General features: G+C 34.1%; 21 protein-coding genes. 7 read left to right on the plus strand and 14 right to left on the minus strand.

Annotated features, from left to right (window positions below):
* Window positions 1-20: 20 nt before the first annotated feature.
* Window positions 21-809: a DUF3108 domain-containing protein gene (locus tag IMCC3317_RS00465; RefSeq protein WP_228054895.1), complete on the minus strand. Its 789-nt coding sequence runs from the start codon at window positions 807-809 to the stop codon at window positions 21-23.
* Window positions 810-937: 128 nt separating this feature from the next.
* Here IMCC3317_RS00465 and IMCC3317_RS00470 point away from each other — a divergent pair, with 128 nt between their 5' ends.
* On the plus strand, window positions 938-1,477 hold the full coding sequence (locus IMCC3317_RS00470) for a hypothetical protein (RefSeq protein WP_160127543.1): 540 nt from the start codon (window positions 938-940) through the stop codon (window positions 1,475-1,477).
* Window positions 1,478-1,775: 298 nt separating this feature from the next.
* On the opposite strand, the gene IMCC3317_RS00475 is transcribed toward IMCC3317_RS00470, so the two are convergent.
* From IMCC3317_RS00475 to IMCC3317_RS00495, 5 genes are all read right to left on the minus strand, one after another.
* Window positions 1,776-2,390 (minus strand): IMPACT family protein, encoded by a 615-nt coding sequence (locus IMCC3317_RS00475; protein ID WP_160127544.1) that lies wholly within the window; start codon window positions 2,388-2,390, stop codon window positions 1,776-1,778.
* 287 nt (window positions 2,391-2,677) lie between these two features.
* Window positions 2,678-3,547: an EamA family transporter gene (locus IMCC3317_RS00480; RefSeq protein WP_160127545.1), complete on the minus strand. Its 870-nt coding sequence runs from the start codon at window positions 3,545-3,547 to the stop codon at window positions 2,678-2,680.
* Entirely contained in the window at window positions 3,544-4,158 is a 615-nt protein-coding gene (locus IMCC3317_RS00485; RefSeq protein WP_160127546.1) for an HAD-IA family hydrolase, read from the minus strand. The genes IMCC3317_RS00480 and IMCC3317_RS00485 overlap by 4 nt, the downstream gene beginning before the upstream one ends.
* Window positions 4,151-5,173 carry a bifunctional diaminohydroxyphosphoribosylaminopyrimidine deaminase/5-amino-6-(5-phosphoribosylamino)uracil reductase RibD gene (gene ribD, locus IMCC3317_RS00490; RefSeq protein ID WP_160127547.1) on the minus strand — a complete coding sequence of 341 codons (1,023 nt, stop codon included), beginning with the start codon at window positions 5,171-5,173 and terminating at the stop codon, window positions 4,151-4,153. Before ribD ends, IMCC3317_RS00485 begins: the two co-directional genes overlap by 8 nt.
* Window positions 5,174-5,196: 23 nt before the next feature.
* A complete protein-coding gene (locus tag IMCC3317_RS00495) occupies window positions 5,197-5,658 on the minus strand; it encodes a hypothetical protein (protein WP_160127548.1) in 462 nt (153 codons plus the stop codon).
* 173 nt (window positions 5,659-5,831) lie between these two features.
* Here IMCC3317_RS00495 and IMCC3317_RS00500 point away from each other — a divergent pair, with 173 nt between their 5' ends.
* From IMCC3317_RS00500 to IMCC3317_RS00515, 4 genes are all read left to right on the plus strand, one after another.
* Window positions 5,832-6,407, plus strand: coding sequence for a pentapeptide repeat-containing protein (locus IMCC3317_RS00500; RefSeq protein ID WP_160127549.1), 576 nt, complete (start codon window positions 5,832-5,834; stop codon window positions 6,405-6,407).
* Window positions 6,407-6,883 (plus strand): GNAT family N-acetyltransferase, encoded by a 477-nt coding sequence (locus IMCC3317_RS00505; protein ID WP_160127550.1) that lies wholly within the window; start codon window positions 6,407-6,409, stop codon window positions 6,881-6,883. Before IMCC3317_RS00500 ends, IMCC3317_RS00505 begins: the two co-directional genes overlap by 1 nt.
* A gap of 151 nt (window positions 6,884-7,034) precedes the next feature.
* Window positions 7,035-7,919, plus strand: a complete 885-nt coding sequence (gene prmC / locus IMCC3317_RS00510; protein ID WP_160127551.1) for a peptide chain release factor N(5)-glutamine methyltransferase — start codon at window positions 7,035-7,037, stop codon at window positions 7,917-7,919.
* A 148-nt stretch (window positions 7,920-8,067) separates the two neighbouring features.
* On the plus strand, window positions 8,068-8,646 hold the full coding sequence (locus tag IMCC3317_RS00515; protein WP_160127552.1) for an LOG family protein: 579 nt from the start codon (window positions 8,068-8,070) through the stop codon (window positions 8,644-8,646).
* A gap of 7 nt (window positions 8,647-8,653) precedes the next feature.
* On the opposite strand, the gene IMCC3317_RS00520 is transcribed toward IMCC3317_RS00515, so the two are convergent.
* The 8 genes from IMCC3317_RS00520 to IMCC3317_RS00555 form a co-directional block, all read right to left on the minus strand.
* Window positions 8,654-9,166, minus strand: a complete 513-nt coding sequence (locus IMCC3317_RS00520) for a hypothetical protein (RefSeq protein ID WP_160127553.1) — start codon at window positions 9,164-9,166, stop codon at window positions 8,654-8,656.
* 49 nt (window positions 9,167-9,215) lie between these two features.
* The gene (locus IMCC3317_RS00525) at window positions 9,216-9,740 is read right to left on the minus strand and encodes a hypothetical protein (protein WP_160127554.1); all 525 of its coding nucleotides are present in this window, start codon (window positions 9,738-9,740) and stop codon (window positions 9,216-9,218) included.
* Window positions 9,741-9,793: 53 nt separating this feature from the next.
* Window positions 9,794-10,291 carry a hypothetical protein gene (locus IMCC3317_RS00530; protein WP_160127555.1) on the minus strand — a complete coding sequence of 166 codons (498 nt, stop codon included), beginning with the start codon at window positions 10,289-10,291 and terminating at the stop codon, window positions 9,794-9,796.
* Window positions 10,288-12,849 carry a beta-mannosidase gene (locus tag IMCC3317_RS00535; RefSeq protein WP_160127556.1) on the minus strand — a complete coding sequence of 854 codons (2,562 nt, stop codon included), beginning with the start codon at window positions 12,847-12,849 and terminating at the stop codon, window positions 10,288-10,290. The genes IMCC3317_RS00530 and IMCC3317_RS00535 overlap by 4 nt, the downstream gene beginning before the upstream one ends.
* On the minus strand, window positions 12,846-13,571 hold the full coding sequence (locus IMCC3317_RS00540) for a copper homeostasis protein CutC (RefSeq protein WP_160127557.1): 726 nt from the start codon (window positions 13,569-13,571) through the stop codon (window positions 12,846-12,848). Before IMCC3317_RS00540 ends, IMCC3317_RS00535 begins: the two co-directional genes overlap by 4 nt.
* A 244-nt stretch (window positions 13,572-13,815) precedes the next feature.
* Window positions 13,816-14,592 (minus strand): hypothetical protein, encoded by a 777-nt coding sequence (locus IMCC3317_RS00545; RefSeq protein WP_160127558.1) that lies wholly within the window; start codon window positions 14,590-14,592, stop codon window positions 13,816-13,818.
* 783 nt (window positions 14,593-15,375) lie between these two features.
* A complete protein-coding gene (locus IMCC3317_RS00550) occupies window positions 15,376-15,675 on the minus strand; it encodes a GIY-YIG nuclease family protein (protein WP_160127559.1) in 300 nt (99 codons plus the stop codon).
* Window positions 15,676-16,199: 524 nt separating this feature from the next.
* Window positions 16,200-18,482, minus strand: coding sequence for a beta-N-acetylhexosaminidase (locus IMCC3317_RS00555; RefSeq protein ID WP_160127560.1), 2,283 nt, complete (start codon window positions 18,480-18,482; stop codon window positions 16,200-16,202).
* Between the two features lie 40 nt (window positions 18,483-18,522).
* On the opposite strand from IMCC3317_RS00555, the gene IMCC3317_RS00560 reads away from it, so the two are divergent.
* Both IMCC3317_RS00560 and IMCC3317_RS00565 read left to right on the plus strand, forming a co-directional pair.
* A complete protein-coding gene (locus IMCC3317_RS00560) occupies window positions 18,523-21,534 on the plus strand; it encodes a GH92 family glycosyl hydrolase (protein ID WP_160127561.1) in 3,012 nt (1,003 codons plus the stop codon).
* Between the two features lie 87 nt (window positions 21,535-21,621).
* The gene (locus IMCC3317_RS00565) at window positions 21,622-22,635 is read left to right on the plus strand and encodes a N(4)-(beta-N-acetylglucosaminyl)-L-asparaginase (protein ID WP_160127562.1); all 1,014 of its coding nucleotides are present in this window, start codon (window positions 21,622-21,624) and stop codon (window positions 22,633-22,635) included.
* The last annotated feature ends 134 nt before the right edge of the window (window positions 22,636-22,769 follow it).

Raw genomic sequence — 22,769 nt, forward strand, 5'->3', positions numbered from 1 at the left:
TAATTTTTTGGTTTTAATGATTAATTAGCCAAGCCAGAAGCGTTTGTTAACTGTAACGTTCCGCTTCCAATAGGAATTGTAAATCTTGCTTGTACAGGCACTTTGTTTGCATCTGCGGTAAGCCAAAGTGTTCCAGATTTTAAGAAATCGCCAGAAGTCAAAACTTGAAGTTTATAACATTCTTTTCGACCTAAATTTCCAGCATTTACCGTTTCTTTTCCAACATATTTAATAGTAATTGACGTTTCTTCTCGGTCAAACAAAACTTTAAATGTCTTTGTGTCACCAACTTTAGCGTTATCAATAGGCAAATTTCTCAAATTATATAAGGTCGAAATTACGTCCATTGCATCATTGCTAATGCTAAAATTTTTATCTTGAACCCAATCGGTACCATTTCCTCTACGTTTGGTTTGTGTACTTTTTACAGTTTTCGATTTCTGATTGTACACATATTTCATTTTCTTTTTATAACCACCTTCTTGAATGTCTCTTTTGTATAATAAAGGAAGCAATGAATATTTGCTTACATAAGATTCATATACATCACGAATTTTAAAGAAAGCGTCAAATTTTGTAAACGTATTTGCGCGACATTTAAAATGTAATAATGTATTGTTAGATGTTTTCACTTCCGATGTCTCCATGCTTACTTGAGCAAGCTGTGTCATAAAACCAGACATTTCGTAAGATGCTGTAAATGTTAGTTTTTCACCACTTTTAAAAGCCAAGCTTTCTTGTGCAGTTGCAACAACTTGAAACATACAAGTTACCAAAAACAGACATGCAATCTTTTTTATGTTCTTCATTCTTTTGTTCTTTATTCTTTAGTAATAACGCAGGTTAAATCACTTATTGTGCCAAACCTTTTTTTATCTATATAAACATCGCGTTACATTTTGTAGCTTTGACAAAAATAAACGGTTGCAAGGTACTAATGAAATTAAAATATACTTCACAAAATTTCTTTAAAAATACATATTGTGTATTCAAAACGGTTGATCCTGAAATCATAAAGGACAAAAAGCCGCAATATGTAAGCCAATCTGGTAGTCAGTATTTTTATACCAATGATGGCGTATATAGGATTTCTTCACATTGGGGAAGAGCCGCTACTTGTAAGTGGCGATTACAATCGGATGATTCGAATTCTCGAATTGATTCGAAAGTCGGTTTTGCCAAATGGACAAGTTTTTACAAGGACAATGAAGTCGAAAAGTTATATTTCATTAAGAAAAGTGAATTTGCCAACAAATACCAGTATTTTCATAAAGAAGAACCAAGTTATACGTCTAATTATATGTTGCGTACCGCAGAAGCAACTCGGAAAGTATTGCGGCAAATAAAAGTCATTACCACAGAAACCAAATGGGCAAAGTACGTTCCGCATGATGATTTAGATGATTTAAGAAATTATCTCATCAACGGATTAATTACATCTAACAAAAATTTGCAAGAACTCAAACGTTCATATTAATCAATTTAAGCTCAATAAAAATAACACGTTCTGGATTCTTTTTCCACAGAATAGGATGTATTTTTCGTTAAAAATCGCTGGAGCCTTCAAAAAATGTATATTTAGAAACTATAACCATTAAATTATTTAAAATGAAAACTATTGAAAATTTCAAAAAAGAAGAATTTTGCAAAGAAATAGCTAAAGTAGACCTGTTCCAAATTTGTGGAGGTTCTACTGGTGATACTGTGATAAATCTACTTAGATAATTAACAAAAGATGTTGAAGTCTTGGATTGTTTTGATTAAGAATCGTCAATTCAATCCAACTCTTTAACCTCAATCTCATACAAATTCTCAAACAATTCAAAAATCTGTTGCGCATCTTTTTGACGTACGGAAATCGTAATACGACAATCGAGTTCTAGTTTTTGTGTAATAATATTCAAATTTCGCTCTTTCACTACGCGCATGACTTTATTCATGTTTTTATAATCGAAAACGAGTAAATAATCAATATTAATAGTTTTTTCTAGAATTTCAGAAGCTTCTAATGCCAATTGTGCGCCTGTACGATACGCATTAATCAATCCGCCAACGCCAAGCTTTGTTCCACCAAAATAGCGGACAACTACAATTAGAATATCGGTAACATCAAACGACTGAATTTGTCCGTAAATCGGCATTCCTGCACTATTGGAAGGTTCGCCATCGTCATTCGCGCGAAAGCGAAACGGTTCAGTTTTACCAAATTGCCACGCATAACAAAAATGCCGTGCAGAATGATGACTCTTTTTCAATGCTTCCAACTGTTCTTTTACATCATCTTCATTGAAAACAGGAAACGCATAGCCAAAGAATTTACTATTTCTGTCTTTGAAAAGTACTTCTTCTGAAGGAATATCAATGGTTTTGTAGGTGTCTTTTGTCTCCAAGTATTTATAATTTTAATGAATTCGTTACTGATAAAATTTCCAGAGTCCAAGAGTAGTTTGTTTAAATTACTGACTCATCATTTTTTTATTTTCTTTTTCTTTGTTCGCCCAAAGAAAAGAAACAAAAGAAAGGGCACTTTTCCAGAGGTGTTTTTAGCTGAAAAAGCTAAAATCGCAATTATTTTTCTAAATTTTCTCCAAGGCTTCAAAAATTTTTAACGAAAAATAATTACTACACTGCAGAAAAGAAATGAGTGCTTCAATTTATATTGTGAACTTAGATAAAATTATAACTGTTGTGCCGAAATCGCAATCAGCACAATACTTAAAATCGCAATTCCAATTCCGATCCAGTTTTTCAAGATTAACTTCTCTTTAAAAAAAAGTATTCCAAAAATAGTGGATAACATTACAATCGCAACATTATTAATCGGAAAAACCGTAGAACTATCGCCCAATTGATCTGGTCGCAATGCTTTTAACAGAAAAATGATAGAGTAGAAGTTCGGAATTCCGAGGGCAATTCCGCCAAGGATTGTTTTGCCAGTAATCTTAAAATCGCGTCGAAGCGTTATTATAACAATTCCTATAACTGCCGCACACGAAAAAATTGCTGCTGAGAAAATAGGCGTTTCGCCGTCAACAACAGACGTTTTTTCAATATGTTTAATAGTAGTATCAATAATTCCCGAACCTACAAAAAGCAACGCAGGGAACAGTAATTTCTTTCGATCAAACGAACCGCCACCTTTTTTAACAGTTGTTAAATAAACAGCAACTAATGCTAAAATGATTCCAATAATTTTCAAGATACTCAACTGTTCTTTATAGACAATCACAGCAAAAACGACAGGAATTACAACTGACATTTTTCCGGAAACGGAAGCTACGGAAAGTCCATTTTGTTGTGCTGTGCGCGCCATTACGATGAAAATAGCAATAAACAGAAATCCTAAAATTACTGCGCCAACAATCCAGGGTTTTTGCGAGATTTCAGAAATTGTTGCGCCATTTCCATAAAAGAAAAATCCGCATGAAAATGCTACAAAATAGTTGATAACAATTGCTTGAAAGGTATTAATTTGGTATTTGTCAAAGAGTTTAAAAATGACAAATATCGAACTCGAAATTAAAATACTTAGGATGAGGTAAATCAAAATAACGATTTTTTAAGCGTGAACAAATCTATAACATCTTCTTCGCCTGGAATTAAGTTCCAAACGTGAATTCCCAAGTTTTCGGCGGAATCTGTATTTTCTTTTGTGTCGTCAATAAATAAAGTTTCGGAAGGTTTTAAATCGTTTTCACGCACTACAAATTCATAAATAGTTGCGTCAGGTTTTCTTAAATTCATTTCGTGAGAAAGGTAAAACTGCTCAAAACAGGCTACAAATTCAGTATATAATTCCATTCCCCAATTTTGCTGAATCCACGAAATATGCAAATCATTCGTATTACTCAATAACAACAAATGATACTTTTTGTCTTTGGCTAATTGTTTAATAAACTCCAACCGATGTGTCGGAAAATCTAATAAAATAGCGTTCCAAGCTTCGATTAAACCTTCTTTGGTTGTGTTTGGAAATTTTGTGTAATAAAAATCGACAAAATCTTCTGTGTTCATCAAACCTTTCTCGTATGCTTGATTCTTTTCTACCATTTCTGGCGTAAAATCAGTAATGCCAAGTTTTTCCAATTCGCGCGCAGTCGCAGGTTTATCTAAGTTGATAAAAATATCGCCAAAATCGAAAATAAGATTCTTAATCATTCGTAAAAATATATAATGAATTATCTAAAATAGTTTGTTCTGATTGAAGATTTCCTTCTAGTTTTGGTGCTTCAATTCCTTGCTGAAATTGAACATTTCCTTTAAAAATTCGTGCTTCATCCCAAAGATTACTATCAATAAACGTTTGCAAGGTTTGTTTTCCACCTTCAATTATAACCGATTGTAATTCGTGTTTGTATAAAACTTCACAAATTTGTTCGGCTATATTTTTTGAGAAATCGATAGTTTCAAAAATGATATTTTCTGAATTTTCTTTTAGTTGTTCCGTCAATGCAATTGTTTTTATAGTTTGATCGAACAAAGCATAACTTTCTGGAATTCGCAATGATTTATCCAACACAATTCGCACAGGATTTTTTCCATGCCAATCGCGTGTATTTAATTTCGGATTGTCCGTAATTGCAGTATTCGTTCCAACTAAAATTGCCGCTTCTTCACTTCGCCATTTATGAACTAATTGACGGGAAAATTTGTTCGTAATCCAATTTGGTTGAATCGGATCATTTTCATGTCGAATTTTATCAATAAAACCATCTTGCGTTTCTGCCCATTTCAAAATTATATACGGACGTTTGTGCTGATGAAACGTGAAAAATCGTTTGTTTGAAACTTTACATTCCGCTTCCAAAACGCCTAAAGTTACTTGACAACCGGAATCCTGAAGCCTAGCGATGCCTTTTCCAGCTACTTTTGCAAACGGATCAATCGTTCCAATGACAACTTTTGGAATTTTATGTTTGATGATGAATTCGCTACACGGCGGCGTTTTTCCAAAATGACTACATGGTTCGAGTGAAACATAAATTGTAGCATCTTTTAATAACGATTTGTCTTTTACCGAATGAATCGCATTTACTTCTGCATGATTTCCGCCAAATGCACTTGTGTAACCTTCGCCAATTATCACATCATTATACACAATCACAGCGCCAACCGAAGGATTTGGCATCGCGGTTTGCAAACCATTTGCAGCCAACTGCAAACAGCGTTTCATGTATGTTTCGTGTGAGTTTTGCACTAAAATTTTATATTTACATCTTGGGTTTTATCAACAATATAATCATACGAAAAACCAAACGTACTATACGTAATCGTTCCTTTATATTGAACTTTCATTTTTTTATTGACAATACTATTTAGAATTCCATCCAAAAGTCCATTTTTATTATTTTCATAGACTTCTTTTGTTGGAATAATCACTTTTAGGGGAATTGAAAATTCTTTTCGCGCAGGAACTTCAAAAGATTCAGAAGTCACATTTGCGACTGAAATATCATTTACAAATACTTCAATTCCTTTACTTTCCAAGCTTCCGCTGACATCATTTTGATTTATAAAATACGCATCTGCTGTCAACTCAATAGTTTCCAAAGTTGCATCTACAATAACAATATTGTCAACCTTTACAAAGAGCGGTTTTTCTTTTACTTTACAACTCACGATGAGCAATAGTATTGGAATAATGATGAGTTTTTTCATGTATTTTTAATTTTCGTCAGTTTGAGTGTTTTCATGCAATGAAAATGTATCGAAATGGCGCTTCGTAATTTATAATCTCGAACCAGCAACTAACAACTAGCAACAAACAACCAAATTTACTATCTTCACGGCATCGCAAAACTACATAATTTCTATTTGAAGCGCATACAAAAATGAGTCAAGAATTTCAGCAAGATCAAGTTTTTGAAAAGATCGATTACACACAACAAACTTTCCCGAAAGGAGAATACGACAATTGTACGTTTGTCGATTGTAAATTTGAAGGTGTTTATATGGACGCAATCTCGTTTTTAGAATGTACGTTTGATACGTGCGATATGACAAATGCGAAAGTGAAAAATGCCTCGTTTAATGAAGTCGATTTTTTGAATTGTAAGTTGTTAGGTGTTGATTTTAGCAAATGTACTGATTTTCTATTTTCGGTAACTTTTCAAGATTGTAGGTTGGAATTGGCTTCGTTTGCCGAATTAAAAATAAAGCAAACGACTTTTAGAACCTCTAATTTGCGTGAAGCAGATTTTACAGGAACTAATTTAGAAAATTCCGTTTTTGATGATTGCGATTTGACAGCCGCTATTTTTGAAAATACGAATTTGGGAAAGGCAGATTTTAGTTCCGCGTATAATTATAACATTGATCCAACAGTAAATCAAATCAAAAAAGCGAAGTTTTCACGTTCAGAAATTCACGGTTTATTGTATAAATACGATATTAAAATTACATCTTAATGATTATTAGAGAGATACAACAAAAAGACAATAAGGAAATAGCAATTTTTATCAGAGCGGCATTTCCTGAATATGACATTCCAAAAGTTGGAACTGCATATGAAGATCCAGAAACGGACGCAATGTTTGAAGCATATCAAGGCGAACGCGAAGTGTATTTTGTAATCGAAGTTGATGGAGAAGTTGTTGGCGGCGCAGGAATCAAGCAATTACGCGATACCAAAGACAATGTATGTGAATTGCAAAAAATGTACTTTTTAACCAAAACGAGAGGAAATGGATACGGGAAATTATTATTTACCAAATGTTTGGAAGCAGCGAAAAATTTTGGCTATGATCAATGTTATTTAGAATCGGCACCACAATTTAAAGCGGCAATTCATATTTATGAATCGTTCGGATTTAAACATTTAGACAAACCATTGGGAAATACAGGTCATTATTCGTGTGATGTTTGGATGTTGAAGGAATTGTAATTTTTAGGCATTAGGCATTAGGCATTAGGCATTAGGTATTTGTGACTTTTTGCCCAAAACCTAAATTTGAGTTTACAAGTTTAGAACAAACAAACAAATCCACAAAAAAAAACTAATAAGGAGCAAAGCAACTTAAAGAAATTCACAAGCCTTGAAACTAAAAGATATACAAGAAATATTCCACAAGGAATTAGACGAAATCTACGGGAAAGACGAAGTGAACAGCTTCTTTTTCATGTTGACAGAAGCGTATTTTGGATTGGAACGTTTTGCATTAGCGTTAGATCCTGAAATTGTAATTACAAAAGAACAGGAAACTCCTTTATTTTCCGCTTTGAGCGAATTAAAACTCCAAAAACCAATTCAGCATATTCTTGGCAAAGCACATTTTTTTGGATTGGAATTTACCGTGAATGAACACACATTAATTCCACGACCAGAAACCGAAGAATTGGTACAATGGATTCTTGACGATATCAAAACTGCAAACTCACCAACCAAAACCTATCGAATTTTAGATATTGGAACTGGAAGCGGTTGCATTCCGATTGCATTGAAAAAAAATATTCCAAATGCTGTAATTTCTGCAATTGATATTTCTGAAAAAGCATTGGAAGTTGCGAATGAAAATGCTATAACTAATGAAGTTCAGATTCAATTTGTGCAAGCAGATGTGTTGGTTTTAGACGATTTGAATTTGTTTGAAGAAGAAAATATACGTTTTGATATTATTGTGTCAAATCCGCCATATGTACGAAATCTGGAGAAAGAAGCCATGCATAAAAATGTATTAGATTTTGAACCAGATTCAGCGTTGTTCGTTGACGATCATGATCCGCTAATTTTTTACGACAAAATAGCTCATCTCGCGAAAGCGCACTTACAATCAAACGGAAGTTTATATTTTGAAATCAATCAGTATTTAGGCAAAGAAATGTTCGATCTCTTGAAGAAGAAAGAATTTAAAAACATCGAATTACGCAAAGATATTTTTGGCGTAGACCGAATGATGAAATGTGTTAAAAGAGAAAAGTGAAAAGTTGAAAATGAAAAGTGCGCCGCATTGAGCGAAGTCGAAATGAAAGTTGAAAATGAAAAGTGAAAGTGAAAGTGAAAAACACTTCGACTCCGCTCAGTGTAAACGAATAAACAAAAAGACGAACAAACAAACAAACCAACAACCAATGAAAAGTATCGCAGTCTATTGTGGAAGTAGTTTAGGAAATGATCCAAAAATTGTGATTGATGCGCAAAAATTAGGAACAGCATTAGCCGAACAAAAAATTACAATGATTTACGGCGGATCGAAGATTGGAATTATGGGAACTGTGGCAAATGCAGTGTTGGAAAATGGTGGAAAAGTTATTGGCGTGATTCCTGAATTTTTGAAGCGTAAAGAAATCGTGCATGATAGTGTTGATGAAATGTACACCACAAAAACAATGGTAGAACGCAAAATGAAAATGATTGACTTGTCTGAAGGTTTCATCGCTCTTCCTGGCGGATTTGGTACGTTGGAAGAACTTTTTGAAGTAATTACTGCGCTACAATTGGCACAAATTCCGCATCCTGTGGCAATTTTGAATAGCAATGGTTATTACGATGAACTCATTGCCATGATGAAAAAAATGATTCAAAAAGGATTGCTCAAAGAGAAAAATTTCGATATGCTAATTATAGAAACTGACATTTCTAAATTACTAGAACGCATGCGGAATTTTGTTCCGAACGCAGTTCCAAAATGGATTACAGCTAAAGAATAATCAATTTTTAGTCGGCACTTTTTCTCAATCTATTCAGTCTAATAATTGTATATATATCATCTATGAGTAAGGCAGAAACGTTTACAGTATACGTCGTATCATTGTGTTTGAATACTATTTTACCTTGTGTGCCATTCATATTATCTTCTTCTTTGGTTTCATATGTGTAATCTGAATATTCAATAGCGTTCCAAACAATACCATATTTTTCTGCTTCTTTTTTGATTTTCGTCAAATCGCCTTCCATTCTTCCATTATAATCTTCAGCGGTTAAACTGGCAATTTGTTTTGTAGCTTTTTCACCAATTTTTTCTGCATTATTTTTTCCAAATTCTTTAATTTCTTCAATCGTAAATATGGTTTTAAGATAATCTTCGTTGGATGTTTTATCGAACTTTTTTAGAATATCAAAAGCGTATTTCCCCATATCTTCTACTTTTTCAACGCCTTTAGCATTTTGGCAAGCAATGAAAAGTGTAGACGTAATTACTAAGATGAAGATGTAGTATGTTTTTTTCATTAGTGTTTAATTTTTATTGTTTTAAAAGATGTAAAATTTAGAATACAGCTTAGTAATTGCGTTCTCCAGTATTTTTTTTCAGTCGTTCCAATTCTATAATAGAATATCCTTCTCCAATATTAACGGTAGAAACAGACACAACATATGTTTGCGAATTATGACTAAAATACAATGTACCATCTGTACTTTTATCACCATTTTTTTCTTTGATTTTAAACGTATAATCAATGTATTTAATTTTATTCCAAACGATGTTATACTTAATAGCTTGCTTTTTTAGTTGATTATAATCGCGCTCTATTCTAGAATTATAATCTTCTTTGGTCATTCTCGTAATTTCATTTTTTGCTCTTTCGCTAAACCCATTTTCTTCTTTTTTAACAGCTTCGCGAAGTGTTTCAATAGTCAATAATTTAGTTAGAAACTCTTGCTTGGATGTGGTTTGAATATCTTTCAATATTTTAAAAGCATATTTTCCAATAGCATCAGGTTCTTTTATAGTAGATGAACTTCCACACGCCAAAAAAAGTGTCGTGAAACTACATAAGACAAAAAGGATCGTTATTTTTTTCATTTGGTATGATTGATTGTTAGTGTTTTTTAAAGATATAAAATTTAAGCAAATTATTATTGTGCAAGTTCAAAATTTGACAAAATAAACAAGCGTTGTTTCTCTTCATATTCAAACGAAACTACCTTTGCCATGTATTTTTTTGCGTTATGAGTAAACAATAAATAACCATCATTAAATGTAACGCCATTATCAAGTCTTAACTGAAAAGCATACTCTTCATACGTAATGTTTGCCCAATTGATTTGTTGTCTTTCGCCAGATTCTTTCAACATTTCATACGATTGCAACAATCCTTTTTTATACTTTTCTTTGGACATTTTAGTCATTGCATTTCTGAAATTTTCTTCAATCGTAGTATCTTTTACAAACTCGCGTAATTCTTCTAGCGATATAAAATAATTACCAAAATCGGCACTCGAAATTGTGTCTAGTTTTTGGAGTAACTCAAAGGTGTGTTTTCCAATTGGTTCATCTGCGGAAGCGTTAGAATTACAAGCGTTATACACAAGAGAAATACAAATTAATAAAGGGATGTAAATTGTTTTTTTCATGAAGGATTCTTTTCACTATTTGTATGAATACTATTTAATGTTTTTATCGCCAAATCATCAATATTCTCGGCTTCTGTGTGAAATATAATCGTTTTTGTTTCATTTGGCAAAAGATCGAAGAAATTATCTGAAAAATGTCCGTTCACTTTCGTGTGAAGAAACACATTTTTTTGCAATGTTTTTGAAGTTACATCAATCGCAAATCCTTGTGGTCGCGCTGTAATAAATGTATCAATCTCATGCGCAGGCAATGCTAAATCTTTCGGTTTTACCAAATAGAACAGGGAAGTAGCTTTATAAGGAATTGTACTTGAATCGAATCTTGTGTCTGAACTTGAATATTTAGATACTTTAGCATAGTCCAAAACAGCTTTTAGCACGGTTTGTTTATGATTGAATTTTAAATCAGTAATTGGCAATTGTACCATTAACTGACTCGTATTTGCTTTTATGGTTACTGTTTGATTGATTTTATGAAGTATGTTTCCATTAAAATCTAAAAAAGTAAGTTTCAATTCGCCTTCTTGTACTTTTAATTTATCAGAAACGATATACGTTTTTAGCGTATCATTTTCAATTACAGAAGAAACCAACATATCTTTAAACGATTCTTTCGCTTTGTAATGCAACGCTTTCCAGTTTCCCATGAAATCGATGCTCGACCATGAAACGACTGGCCAACAATCGTTCAATTGCCAATACAAACTTCCCATACAATACGGCATTGCGCGTCTTTGCGCTTCCATTCCCTTGGTAATTCCGCGGGCTTGCAATAACTGACTTACGTAGACATAATCGTCGCCATTTTCAGGAACTTTAAAATCACGTTCCATATATTCACGAATCAGCTGAAAACCTCTTGCATGTTTTTGATGTGTCACATAACTATCATGATTCAAATCAATACTATCTTGTTCAGTGAAATAACGAATCGTTTCATATGATGGAAATGACTGAAACCCAAATTCGCTCATAAATCGCGGTACTTTTTCCTCAAAATGTTCAAACGGATACGCGTCATGCCAAACCCACCAATCGTGCGCATCGCCTTCAAATTCATACTTCGGATTTCCGCGTCCGTACTTTGGCGAACTTTCCCAATAGGAAACCTCAGGATTCAGTTTTGCAATAGTTTTTGGCAATATACTATCAAAAACTTTCAAATAACCTTTCCAAATATCTTCCTTTTGCGTTTCGGTTTTATCATCTTTCCAGCCCCAACGTTTCCAACCTTCGGAGTTTTCATTATTTCCACACCAAAGTGCAATAGAAGCATATTTTCGCAAGCGCGTCACTTGATCGATTGCTTCTTGCTGTACGTTTTCTAAAAATGATTCATCGCCAGGATACATCGCGCAAGCGAACATAAAATCTTGCCAAATTAAAATTCCTTTTTCATCACACAATTCATAAAAAATATCATTTTCATAAATTCCGCCGCCCCAAACTCGGAGCATATTCATATTTGCGTCCACAACATCGTTTAGGATTTTTTCATAATGCGCATCTGTCACTTTCTCCTGAAAACTGTGTTGCGGAATGTAATTTGAGCCTTTCATAAACACAGGAACGCCGTTTAGCTTAAAATAAAAGGTTTCGCCTTTGGCATCTTTTTCCGTGACTAATTCAATAGTTCGAATCCCTTTTTTTACAGTACGTGTTGCTTTTACTGTTTCTCCTTGTTTCAAAGTAAAATCAAATGTATATAAATATGGTGTTCCTAAATTATGTGTCCACCAAAGTTCTGGTCTTTCGATTGTAGTTGATAATTTGTAGGTATGCGTACCTTTTTTTGGAATGAACATTTTCCGCATAAAGTACCTATCATTAGTATCAATTTCAAATTTAATTTCTTTCTCTGTGTCAGCCGTAATTGTATACTCAAAAGTCAAATACGCAACATCATTCACCAAACTATCTTGTTTAATATAAATATCTTCTAACAGAACATCGTCCCAAGCTTTTAACGTTACAGGTTTCCAAATTCCGGTAGTATTTAATTTCGGTCCCCAATCCCAACCGTACTGAAATTGTGCTTTTCTGGTAAATACGCGTGGACTTTCAGGCAATGCATAGGCTAGTTTTGAAGCTTCTTTTTCTTCATGAGTACTTGTTTTATTAAATACTATGCGTAGTTTATTCTGTGCTTTTGCTAACTTTTTAATGTCATAATTCCAAGTACGAAACGCATTATCGGTTTTTCCCAATACCGAATTATTGAGGTAAATAGTGGCGTAGGTGTCCAAACCTTCAAACGTAAGTTCAATATTTGATTTATTTAATGTTTTTGAGTCAAGCTCGAATGTTGTTTGGTAGTTCCAATCTTGTCCAGAAACCCATTGCACATTCAGTTCGTTTGTACCAACAAATGGATTTTTTATTTTCTCGTGATGCAACAAATCTGAAAACACATTTCCAGGAACTGTTGCCGAATTCCAAACTGTATCGGTTTGTTGTTTAAACTTCCAATTTTGATGAATTTCAGAAACTTGTTTGCTCTTATCTTTTACGCAGCTAACAATTGACAGAATAAGTAGAAATGTGAAAAATTTATTCATAAATTAATACGTTCTAAAAGTTGCTTTATTTTTTCTTTGTTGGAAGTTGCTATGCGCGTTTCGTTGAACAAATTCCCACTATTCAAACTAATCTTAGGATTATTTATAGATTGACGAATGCTCGTTGCCGACGCGTGAATTTCTTCAAAACCACTTTCCTTAAATAGATAGACATTACTCGGATTGATTCCGCCGCCAGGCATAATTATCAATTCATTTTCTGCGACTTTTTGTAATTCTTGTAATAGTAAAATTCCTTTATCGGCGCTTGAAGCTTGCCCAGAAGTCAACACACGATTCACGCCTAAAACAGCTAATTCCAAAATTGCTTCTATCGGATCTGGTGTCCAATCAAATGCACGATGAAACGTGAAATTCATTGGTTTTGCGAGTTCAATCAATTCTTTCGTTCGAACAGCATCAATCGTTTGATCTTGCAACAACACACCTGAAACAATTCCGGCGCAACCGAGTTCTTTACACAATAAAATATTAGCCTTCATAATCTCAAATTCACTTTTCGAATACGTAAAATCGCCACTTCTCGGGCGAATCAATACATGCACAGGAATTTTTATGTCTGACGTTACTTTTTTGAGCAATCCGTACGAAGGTGTAATTCCGCCAATAGCAAGTTCCGAACATAATTCAATACGTTGCGCGCCCGCTTTTTGGGCATTCATTGCAGATTCGTAGGAGTTGGCACAGATTTCTAGGAGCATGGTTTTGTTATCAGTTGTGGGTTATGGGTTTTGAGTTGTCAGTTTTCTTATAACTGATTTCAAAGATATTATTTATTCATTATTAATTGCTTATATGGTTAGAAATTAAAGCAACTCAGAATTTCTTGGAAACATTTTAAGTTACGGAAATTGTTCAAAATCATAACTGTTGAAAACTTATAAAAGCCCTTTTAAGGGCTTTCTATATATTGATTTTGTAGCGGTTACTGGTGTTATAGGCAGTTTATTTTGTTATAAAATCAATAAAACCTTTTCCAAAATCTGTTAATTCCATAATCTTATTATTCTTGTGTTCAATCGTTCCAATCATTTCATCAAATAATAAAGACTTAGAAACTAAATCTTGAATAAAAAAAGAAAAGTCTCCATTGCTTAAATCATAATATTTTTTAGTTCTGTATTGATTGTGATTTTCTAAATCGTCTTCTTTTTTTATCACATCTGATGTTAGTTTTCCTTCTTTCTTCTGAAAAACAGCTAATTGATTAAACTTTCCATTCTTTGCTTTTTCTTTCTCTTTTTCAATATCCTGCTTATGTTCTGATAATTTAGTTTTTGCTGTGCTAACCTCTGTTCTCTTATGTTTAGATATGGTAATTTTTAAATTATGTTCTTTTAGAATTTCAATTTGTTTTTCGTGTAAATTAACAATTAAATCAAGGTATATTTCTACAAAATCAGGTTTTGTAGATGGGTTATTAATTTCAGATTTAAGTATTTTTTTAAATAACTCTAATTTCTCCTCACTTCTGTTTTTAGAAACTTTCAAAATTAAACTTTCAAAAATATCACTAAATTCTTCAGATTTTATATGTTCAAAATCGATATCTAGTTTAGAGAAATTGTTTAAGTAATCGCTAAATGATTGGATGAATTTTTCAATTCTATTTTGTTTTATTCTTGAACGATGCTCAAAAGTTATTTCGTTTAGAAGTGTTCCTGCATATGGGATCATACCAATTAATCCCCTCATTGTAGTTTCTGTAATTTCTTTTTTCATTTATGTTATTTGTAATGTACGTGTATATATACCAAATTCCGTACATCATATTAATTTTAAGGAATAACAGGAACTAATTTCACAACTACTTCCAATTATTCCCCATAAATGTAAAACAAAGATTACACATATACAATACGGTTTTCCGTAAAATGGTAAAGAAATGATTAATGTGTATTTCATATTGCTAAGTTTATTAGCAGTTTTTTTAATGTAATATTTCTATTTTTTAAATAACAGATTACTTCGCTATCGCTCGTAAAGACGTATGCAAATAAAATTTAAGTAAGTATAACACCTAACACCTAACACCTAACACTCAAAAAATCAACCAAGTCTAAGAAGTCCAACATGTCTAACACGTTCCATACTAGTACGAAGCTATCTAATATAGAATATTTAATGTTCCATAAAGATTCATTTCGGTTGTAATAATAGTTGTTTGCGGTTAAATGATAATCATTTGGGGTTAGTTAAAGAATATTTTCGGTTTAGTAAGGGTTTTTATCTATTGACGAACCCATTATAGTCTACAATTTGTAGAGAATAGACGATAATTAGCTGCATCGAGATACTATCAATAAGGCTAACTATTATTACTGAACCCTAAAATAACAATAAACAACCCCAAAAAGATTGTAAACAACCGCTTTGAGTTACTTCTGGAAGGTTTTTGTATGGCAACTCGACTTCGTCACTGCGAGGAGTGAGCGACGTGGCAGTCTGTTTGTCGTTAAACGAGAATGAGATTACTTCGCTACCGCTCGCAATGACGTTGAATAGTTAATCAAAATAAAATAACCATCCATCAGATAAATCATTCCATTCGGGGTTTTCTATATTAATAAGTTCCTCTTTGCGTTTTCGATTTCCTGCTTTGAGTTGTTTTTCTCTAGCAATAGCTTCATTTATTGATTGAAATTCTTCAAAATAAACAAGCTTATCACAATTATATTTTGAGGTAAAACCTTTGTAAATCTTTGCTTTATGCTGATAAACTCTTTTTGTGAGATTTGAAGTGACACCAATGTAAATAACAGTATTGTTTTTGTTTGTTAAGAAATATACATATGGATGATTCATAGAAACGAATATAATAGTTTTTCTGATAATAAACTTAATTTCGTCACTGCGTACTTCGGCTATACTCAGCATACAAGGAGTGAGCGACGCGACAGTCTGTTTGAAGTATAACATTTCCGTTTCTTAAGTAACAGATTGCTTCGCTATCGCTCGCAAAGACGTAAAGGAGAATGTTTTGCAATGATTCTTGATTTCGTCACTGCGAGGAGTTTGCGACGTGGCAGTCTGTTTATAGTATAACCTTTTCGTTTTTTAAGTAGCAGATTGCTTCGCTATCGCTCGCAATGACGTATGCAAATAAAACTTAAGGAAGTCCAAGAAGTCTGATAACCAATCGAAACTAAAAAGGTTCTCGACTTTAATTTATCTTGAACGATAGTCGAAAGGCTAGAACTGACAACTCACAACCAATAGAAATTCATAAGGTTATCGACTGCGCTCGAACTCACAACCAACAACTCACAACCAAAAACCAACAACAAGCAGGCTGAAGTTTTCGAAAAGTAGGCTGAGGTTCTCGAAGCCTACCTCACCACAATCTCATCAATAAAAGTCCATGTTTTATTTCCTGCGCCTTGCAAACCATCTGGAATAGTTCCGTATGTTGGAATGTGGATTTCTATAAATTGTGTCGTTACTTCTTCAATTTCCAACGTAAAAGGAATTAAAATGGAATCGTCTACTGAAATTTGCGAAATTCTATTCAACGTTCTGCCATCTTCATCGTTCACAAAACTAAAACCAATTTCCTTTGGCGCGTAAATCCATTGTCCGCTGGCATTGTAAAAACGTGTTGAAATGCTGGTGATTTTTGTTGGTTTTCCTAAATCAATCTTAATCGTCACATCTCTTCCCCAAAAGCCAAGCCATTCTTTATCGCCATAACGAGAATCGTTTCCCGAAACGCCATTGATCAAGCCTTCTTTTCCGCTACCTGCATATGCTTTATGTGGTTTTGGATCGATTGCAATTACTTTTCCAACTGCTTTATGATTGTTAAAAACGAGTGTGAAATCGCGTCCTAATTTTTCTTTCTCATCAAAAACTGCCGCTTTAAAAACCGTAGAACCTTCAATTGGAAGATATTTTGTGTACTTTTCTGAATCTAAATTCGGAGACGATTCATCAGTTGTATAGCGAATGGTTTTGTCTTTAATTACAGTTTCTAAACCAAGCACTAATTGTTCATTTTCTTTCCCAATATTACCTTCAATCTCATACAAATGATTTGCATAATTCACATCTAAAGCATCTAACCATTTGTGAAAATGTGACAATCGATACGTAAAATCTTGGTAATCTCTTTTTCTAGGATTTGACCAATTTATTTCTGCCATAGCAATCATTCGTGGGAAAACCATGTACTCAGCTTTTTCAGAAGTCGAAATATATTCTGTCCATAAATTTCCTTGTGCGCCTAATACATATTTCGCTTCTTCTTGCGTTAATTCGTTCGGAATCGGGTTGAAACCATACACTTTTTCCAACGGTAAATAACCGCCAATTGCCAACGGTTCATCTTCATTATCCGTTTGATAGTAATCAAAATACGTATGCGAAGTTGGTGTCATAATTACATTGTGACCAGCTTTTGCAGCTTCCACAGCGCTTTTTGTGCCGCGCCAAGACATGACAGTTGCGTTTGGCGCCAATCCACCTTCTAGAATTTCGTCCCAACCAATAATACTTTTTCCTTTGGTATTAATATATTTTTCCATGCGTGCAATGAAATAGCTCTGCAAACCATGTTCGTCTTTTAAATCTTCCTTTTTGATCAATGCCTGACAATGTTCACAAGCTTTCCAGCGTGTTTTTGGCGCTTCATCGCCGCCAATATGAATGTACTTTCCAGGGAAAAGCGGCATCACTTCATCCAACACATTCTCTAAAAACGTAAAGGTTTCTTCTTTCGGACAGTAAATGTCCTCAAAAACGCCCCATTTTGTGGCAACCTTAGTTGGTTCGCCTGTACAGCCCAACTTCGGATAGGCAGCAATAGCAGCTTGTGAATGTCCTGGCATTTCAATTTCTGGAATTACGGTAATTTGTCGTTCGGAAGCGTATTTTACGATGTCTTTTACTTGTTCTTGTGTGTAGAATCCGCCATATTTCTTGCCATCAAATTTTTGCGGCGCATCGTTGTAATGACCAATCAGAGTTTCATCGCGAAAAGCAGCAACTTTCTGTAATTCAGGATATTGCTTTATTTCAATGCGCCAACCTTGATCGTCGGTTAAATGCCAATGAAATGTGTTCATTTTCAAAAAAGCCATCATATCAATGTACTTTTTAATAAAATCTACCGAAAATAGATGACGCGAAACATCTAAATGCATTCCGCGATACGTAAATCGTGGCGCATCTTTAATGTCTAAATTTCTGATGGAAACTTGGTCACTTTCTATAATTGGCGGTACTAATTGACGAAATGTTTGCATTGCATAAAAAGCGCCTTTTGCTGTTTTTGCTTTGATGATAATTTGAGAAGTATCAACCAAAAGTTCATAACCTTCTTCATTTTCAATCGTTTCATCAAGTTTAAATAGTATTGCTTTTGTAGTTGGTTTGCTGTGTATTTTCAGGCTGTAGCCTAATTTTTCTTTCAGATAATTATTGAAAAAATCTGCAACGGATTGCAATTCCGCATCAGCGTGAAGCAACACATCTTTATCCAAAATAAAAATTCCTTCTTGAAGTGTAAATTCGTTCGGAATCGGGATAATATGTGGTCTAATTGGCGGTTGCGGTTTGATACAACCAATGAAACAGAGGAAAATTATGCATTTGAAAAAAATATTGCTTCTCATTTTAGTATATTAGTTGCCATAAATTTAGCAATCTATTTTAATGAAACTCCAACACATGACTCTTTTTATTGTTTTAGTACTTTTTTTTAGCTGTACGAATGATGAAAAAATACACATTGCACAAAAAGAAAATCCACTTATTTCTTATGTAAATCCATTCATTGGAACTGGTGGACACGGACATACATATCCTGGCGCAACAATGCCGTTTGGTATGATGCAACTCAGTCCTGATACACGTTTGGATGGTTGGGACGGTTGTTCGGGTTATCACTATTCAGACGAGTATATTTATGGTTTTTCGCATACACATTTGAGCGGAACTGGCGTTTCCGATTATGGAGATATTTTATTAATGCCAACGAGTGAAATTAATTTCAACAACGGTGCTTCGACAGGCTCAGCAACCGTTACGACAAGCTCAGTAACAGCTTTGACTGGCTCAGTAAACCAAGGAAAAGGCTATCGCGCACATTTTTCTCATGACAATGAAATTGCAGAACCTGGCTATTACAAAGTACTTTTAGATAGTACAAATATTGAAGTAGAGTTGACAGTTTCCGAACGAAGCGGAATTCACAAATACAGCTATCCAACAGCAGAAAATCAAGTGGTGATGTTAGATTTGGTACATCGTGATAAAGTATTGGATGCAAAAATTGACAAGATTTCTGACACGGAAATCGTTGGCTATCGATTTTCGGAAGCTTGGGCAAGCGATCAACGTTTGTTTTATGTGATAAAAACATCACATTCGTTTACTGATATGTTACAATCGCCACCAAAACAAGGAATGCCAGGTGCGAGACGTTCAGCATTAACTTTTAAAAACCCAAACAACGAACCAATTATTATTAAGATTGGAATTTCGGCAGTTGATATTGAAGGTGCACGAAAAAATCTGGAAACAGAAATAGGAGAGAAGACATTTGAGGAAGTTAAAAAAATAGCACAAGATACTTGGGAAACACAACTTGAAAAGATTGTGATTGAAAGTGATGATCTCGATTATAAAACAAATTTCTACACAGCATTATATCACACGATGCTTGCACCAAATTTGTACCAAGATGTTGATGGACGTTATCGTGATATGGATATGAAAATTCATCAATCGAATGAGCATACACATTATACAGTTTTTTCTTTGTGGGATACGTATCGTGCGGCGCATCCGTTGTATACAATTATTGAACAAGAACGTACGAACGATTTTATCAAGACATTTATTAAGAAATATGAATCTGGCGGAATCATGCCAATTTGGGATTTATCAGCCAATTATACAGGTTGTATGATTGGTTATCACGCAGTTCCCGTAATTTCGGATGCATACATGAAAGGAATTCGCGATTATGATGTAGAGAAAGCGTTTGAAGCTATGAAACACAGTGCGACACGTGATAAATTAGGCTTGGACTATTATAAAGAAATCGGCTATATTCCTGTGGAAAAAGAATCAGAATCAGTCTCGAAAACCTTAGAATATGCGTATGACGATTGGACAATTGCCGAAATGGCAAAAGCACTAGGGAAAACCGAAGATTATGCCGAATTTACCAAACGAGCGCAATATTATAAGAATGTATTTGATCCTGAAACACAGTTTATGCGCGGACGTTTTCGTAACACTTGGTTTGCACCTTTTGATCCGTATGAAGTGAATTTTAATTACACAGAAGCAAACTCGTGGCAATATAGTTTTTATGTACCGCAAGATGTTTCAGGCTTTATTAAATTGCTTGGCGGAAAAGATAAATTAGAAGCGCAATTGGATAAATTATTCACAGCAAATAAAGAAACTTCTGGGCGAAATCAGGCAGATATTACAGGATTAATTGGACAATATGCACATGGAAACGAGCCAAGTCATCATATGGCATATTTGTATAATTTCATCAATAAACCGTCCAAAACACAAGAATATGTACATCAAATTCTAACTACATTATATAAAAACGAACCTGATGGCGTTTCGGGAAATGAAGATTGTGGACAAATGAGTGCTTGGTATGTATTGAGCAGTTTAGGGTTTTACTCCGTAACGCCTGGAACCAACGAATATATTATTGGAACGCCATTGTTTGATAAAGCAACGATTAATTTGGAGAATGGAAAAACGTTTACGATTACTGCGAGTAATATCTCGAAAGAGAATAAATATATTAAATCTGCAACGTTGAACGGCAAGAATTTTCCAAATACATTTATCAATCATCAAGATATTATGAATGGTGGAAATTTAGTGTTTGAAATGACAAATGTACCAACAGATTGGGGAACGAAAGACGAACACATTCCGGTCACGGAAATTAAAGAACACTTAATTGTTCCGCCGCCATTTATTGCAAAAGGAAATATTGCTTTTAAAGGTGAAACAGAAGTTACTTTGCAAACGGTTGACAAAGACGCGAATGTTTTTTATAGATTGATGCGATTTGATCAAGTAGCTGTACTTCCGTTTATAGAATATTCAACACCATTTATAATTTCTGAGAAAAGTACTTTAGAAGTTTATGCGCAACTTGGAGATTTGAAAAGTGCCGAAATTACTACAGAATTCTTCAAGATTGATCCAAATTTGAAGATTAAACTAGAAACCGAATACGCCAATCAATATAACGCTGGCGGAAAAAACGCGCTAATTGATGGAATTTTAGGAACAGAAGATTTCCGCACAGGAACTTGGCAAGGATATTTTGATAAAGATGTGATTGCTATTGTAGATTTAGGAAAAGTAAAACCTATACATACGATTGGAATAAACTTTTTAGAAGATCAAAAAAGTTGGATATTTTTACCAACCGAAGTAGAATGTTATGTAAGTGATAATCCGAGATCATTTTATAAATCATTACCAAAACAAAAATTCGACGCAACAAAACCTTCAGAAGTATCAAAAATAAATTCTGTACAATTCAATATGAACGGCTCTAGTGCTCGTTATGTGAAAATAGTAGCTAAGAAATTGGGTGTATTGCCCGAATGGCATTTAGGCTATAAACATGACGGACGCAGTTGGTTGTTTGTGGATGAAATAGAAATAAAATAACGCTTCGACTCCGCTCAGCGTGCTTTGCTTTAAGATAATTTGAAGCTCTGTCATTCCGAGCGCAGTCGAGATATAAATTCTAACAATTTGAAAAGAAGAAAATTTTTACAAAGTGCCGCTTTAACAGGGTTAGGACTTACTATAGGAAGTGCGTTAACTGCTTGTGCGGATGAAAAAAACAATGAAGTTAAAACCGCTGTTGCGGGAACGTCTACAACTGCAAAACCTATAATTCCGATAGTGATTGCTACGTGGAATGTACCAAATGCAACTCAAAAAGCTTGGGACGTTTTGCAAGAAGGGAAATCTGCGTTAGATGCCGTAGAACAAGGTGTTAGAGTAGAAGAAGCTGACGAAAATAATCAATCGGTTGGAATTGGTGGTTTGCCCGATAGAGACGGAAATGTAACGTTAGACGCGTGCATTATGGACAAAGAAGGCAATTATGGTGCGGTTGTTTGTATTGAAAATATAAAACATCCGATTTCGGTTGCCCGAAAAGTCATGGAAGATACACCACATGTGCTTTTAGCAGGAAATGGGGCAAAGCAATTTGCAGTTGAAAGTGGTTTTACACCAGAAAATTTACTCACAGAAAGCTCTAAAAAAGCGTGGGAAAAGTGGAAGATAGAAGCAAAGTATAAACCAATTATCAATGTAGAAAATCATGATACGATTGGAATGCTCGCAATTGACAAAAACGGCGATATTTCTGGCGCATGTACCACAAGTGGATTATCCTACAAAATGCAAGGTCGCGTGGGCGATTCGGCAATTATAGGTTCTGGATTATTCATTGACAACGAAATTGGAGGCGCAACCGCAACAGGAATGGGCGAAGAAGTCCTAAAAACAGTTGGAAGTTTCTTAATTGTAGAACTCATGCGACAAGGAAGAACGCCACAAGAAGCCTGTGAAGAAGCCGTAAAACGTGTTGTGAAGAAAAGTCCTAATTTTAAAGATTTTCAAGTTGGTTATATTGCGGTGAACAAACAAGGAGAAACTGGCGCATATTGTATTCATGAATGGTTTAATTATACGGTTTATCAAGACAATGAGAATAAAAATCATAAGTCGGATTATTATAGTAAAAAAAGTTAAAAGTGAATAGTTAAAAGTGAATAGTTAAAAGTTATGAGTTGAGTAAAAACAAAATAACAAATTCACAAAAAACGAATTCACAAAAAAAAGTTTAATAGTTTATGCTTTGATTTAGAATGTATTGCAAATAACTT

It is taken from the genome of Kordia antarctica, from assembly GCF_009901525.1.
GTDB lineage: Bacteria > Bacteroidota > Bacteroidia > Flavobacteriales > Flavobacteriaceae > Kordia > Kordia antarctica.

What these genes read in the sequence shown, in the direction of transcription:
- IMCC3317_RS00470 (WP_160127543.1), top strand. Translation starts at nt 938, where the DNA reads ATGAAATTAAAATATACTTCACAAAATTTCTTTAAAAATACATATTGT.
- IMCC3317_RS00530 (WP_160127555.1), bottom strand. Translation starts at nt 10,291, where the DNA reads ATGAAAAAAACAATTTACATCCCTTTATTAATTTGTATTTCTCTTGTG.
- IMCC3317_RS00495 (WP_160127548.1), bottom strand. Translation starts at nt 5,658, where the DNA reads ATGAAAAAACTCATCATTATTCCAATACTATTGCTCATCGTGAGTTGT.
- IMCC3317_RS00560 (WP_160127561.1), top strand. Translation starts at nt 18,523, where the DNA reads ATGAAACTCCAACACATGACTCTTTTTATTGTTTTAGTACTTTTTTTT.
- IMCC3317_RS00520 (WP_160127553.1), bottom strand. Translation starts at nt 9,166, where the DNA reads ATGAAAAAAACATACTACATCTTCATCTTAGTAATTACGTCTACACTT.
- IMCC3317_RS00465 (WP_228054895.1), bottom strand. Translation starts at nt 809, where the DNA reads ATGAAGAACATAAAAAAGATTGCATGTCTGTTTTTGGTAACTTGTATG.
- IMCC3317_RS00505 (WP_160127550.1), top strand. Translation starts at nt 6,407, where the DNA reads ATGATTATTAGAGAGATACAACAAAAAGACAATAAGGAAATAGCAATT.
- IMCC3317_RS00525 (WP_160127554.1), bottom strand. Translation starts at nt 9,740, where the DNA reads ATGAAAAAAATAACGATCCTTTTTGTCTTATGTAGTTTCACGACACTT.
- IMCC3317_RS00485 (WP_160127546.1), bottom strand. Translation starts at nt 4,158, where the DNA reads ATGATTAAGAATCTTATTTTCGATTTTGGCGATATTTTTATCAACTTA.
- IMCC3317_RS00545 (WP_160127558.1), bottom strand. Translation starts at nt 14,592, where the DNA reads ATGAAAAAAGAAATTACAGAAACTACAATGAGGGGATTAATTGGTATG.
- IMCC3317_RS00555 (WP_160127560.1), bottom strand. Translation starts at nt 18,482, where the DNA reads ATGAGAAGCAATATTTTTTTCAAATGCATAATTTTCCTCTGTTTCATT.
- IMCC3317_RS00535 (WP_160127556.1), bottom strand. Translation starts at nt 12,849, where the DNA reads ATGAATAAATTTTTCACATTTCTACTTATTCTGTCAATTGTTAGCTGC.
- IMCC3317_RS00540 (WP_160127557.1), bottom strand. Translation starts at nt 13,571, where the DNA reads ATGCTCCTAGAAATCTGTGCCAACTCCTACGAATCTGCAATGAATGCC.
- IMCC3317_RS00550 (WP_160127559.1), bottom strand. Translation starts at nt 15,675, where the DNA reads ATGAATCATCCATATGTATATTTCTTAACAAACAAAAACAATACTGTT.
- IMCC3317_RS00515 (WP_160127552.1), top strand. Translation starts at nt 8,068, where the DNA reads ATGAAAAGTATCGCAGTCTATTGTGGAAGTAGTTTAGGAAATGATCCA.
- ribD (WP_160127547.1), bottom strand. Translation starts at nt 5,173, where the DNA reads ATGAAACGCTGTTTGCAGTTGGCTGCAAATGGTTTGCAAACCGCGATG.
- IMCC3317_RS00500 (WP_160127549.1), top strand. Translation starts at nt 5,832, where the DNA reads ATGAGTCAAGAATTTCAGCAAGATCAAGTTTTTGAAAAGATCGATTAC.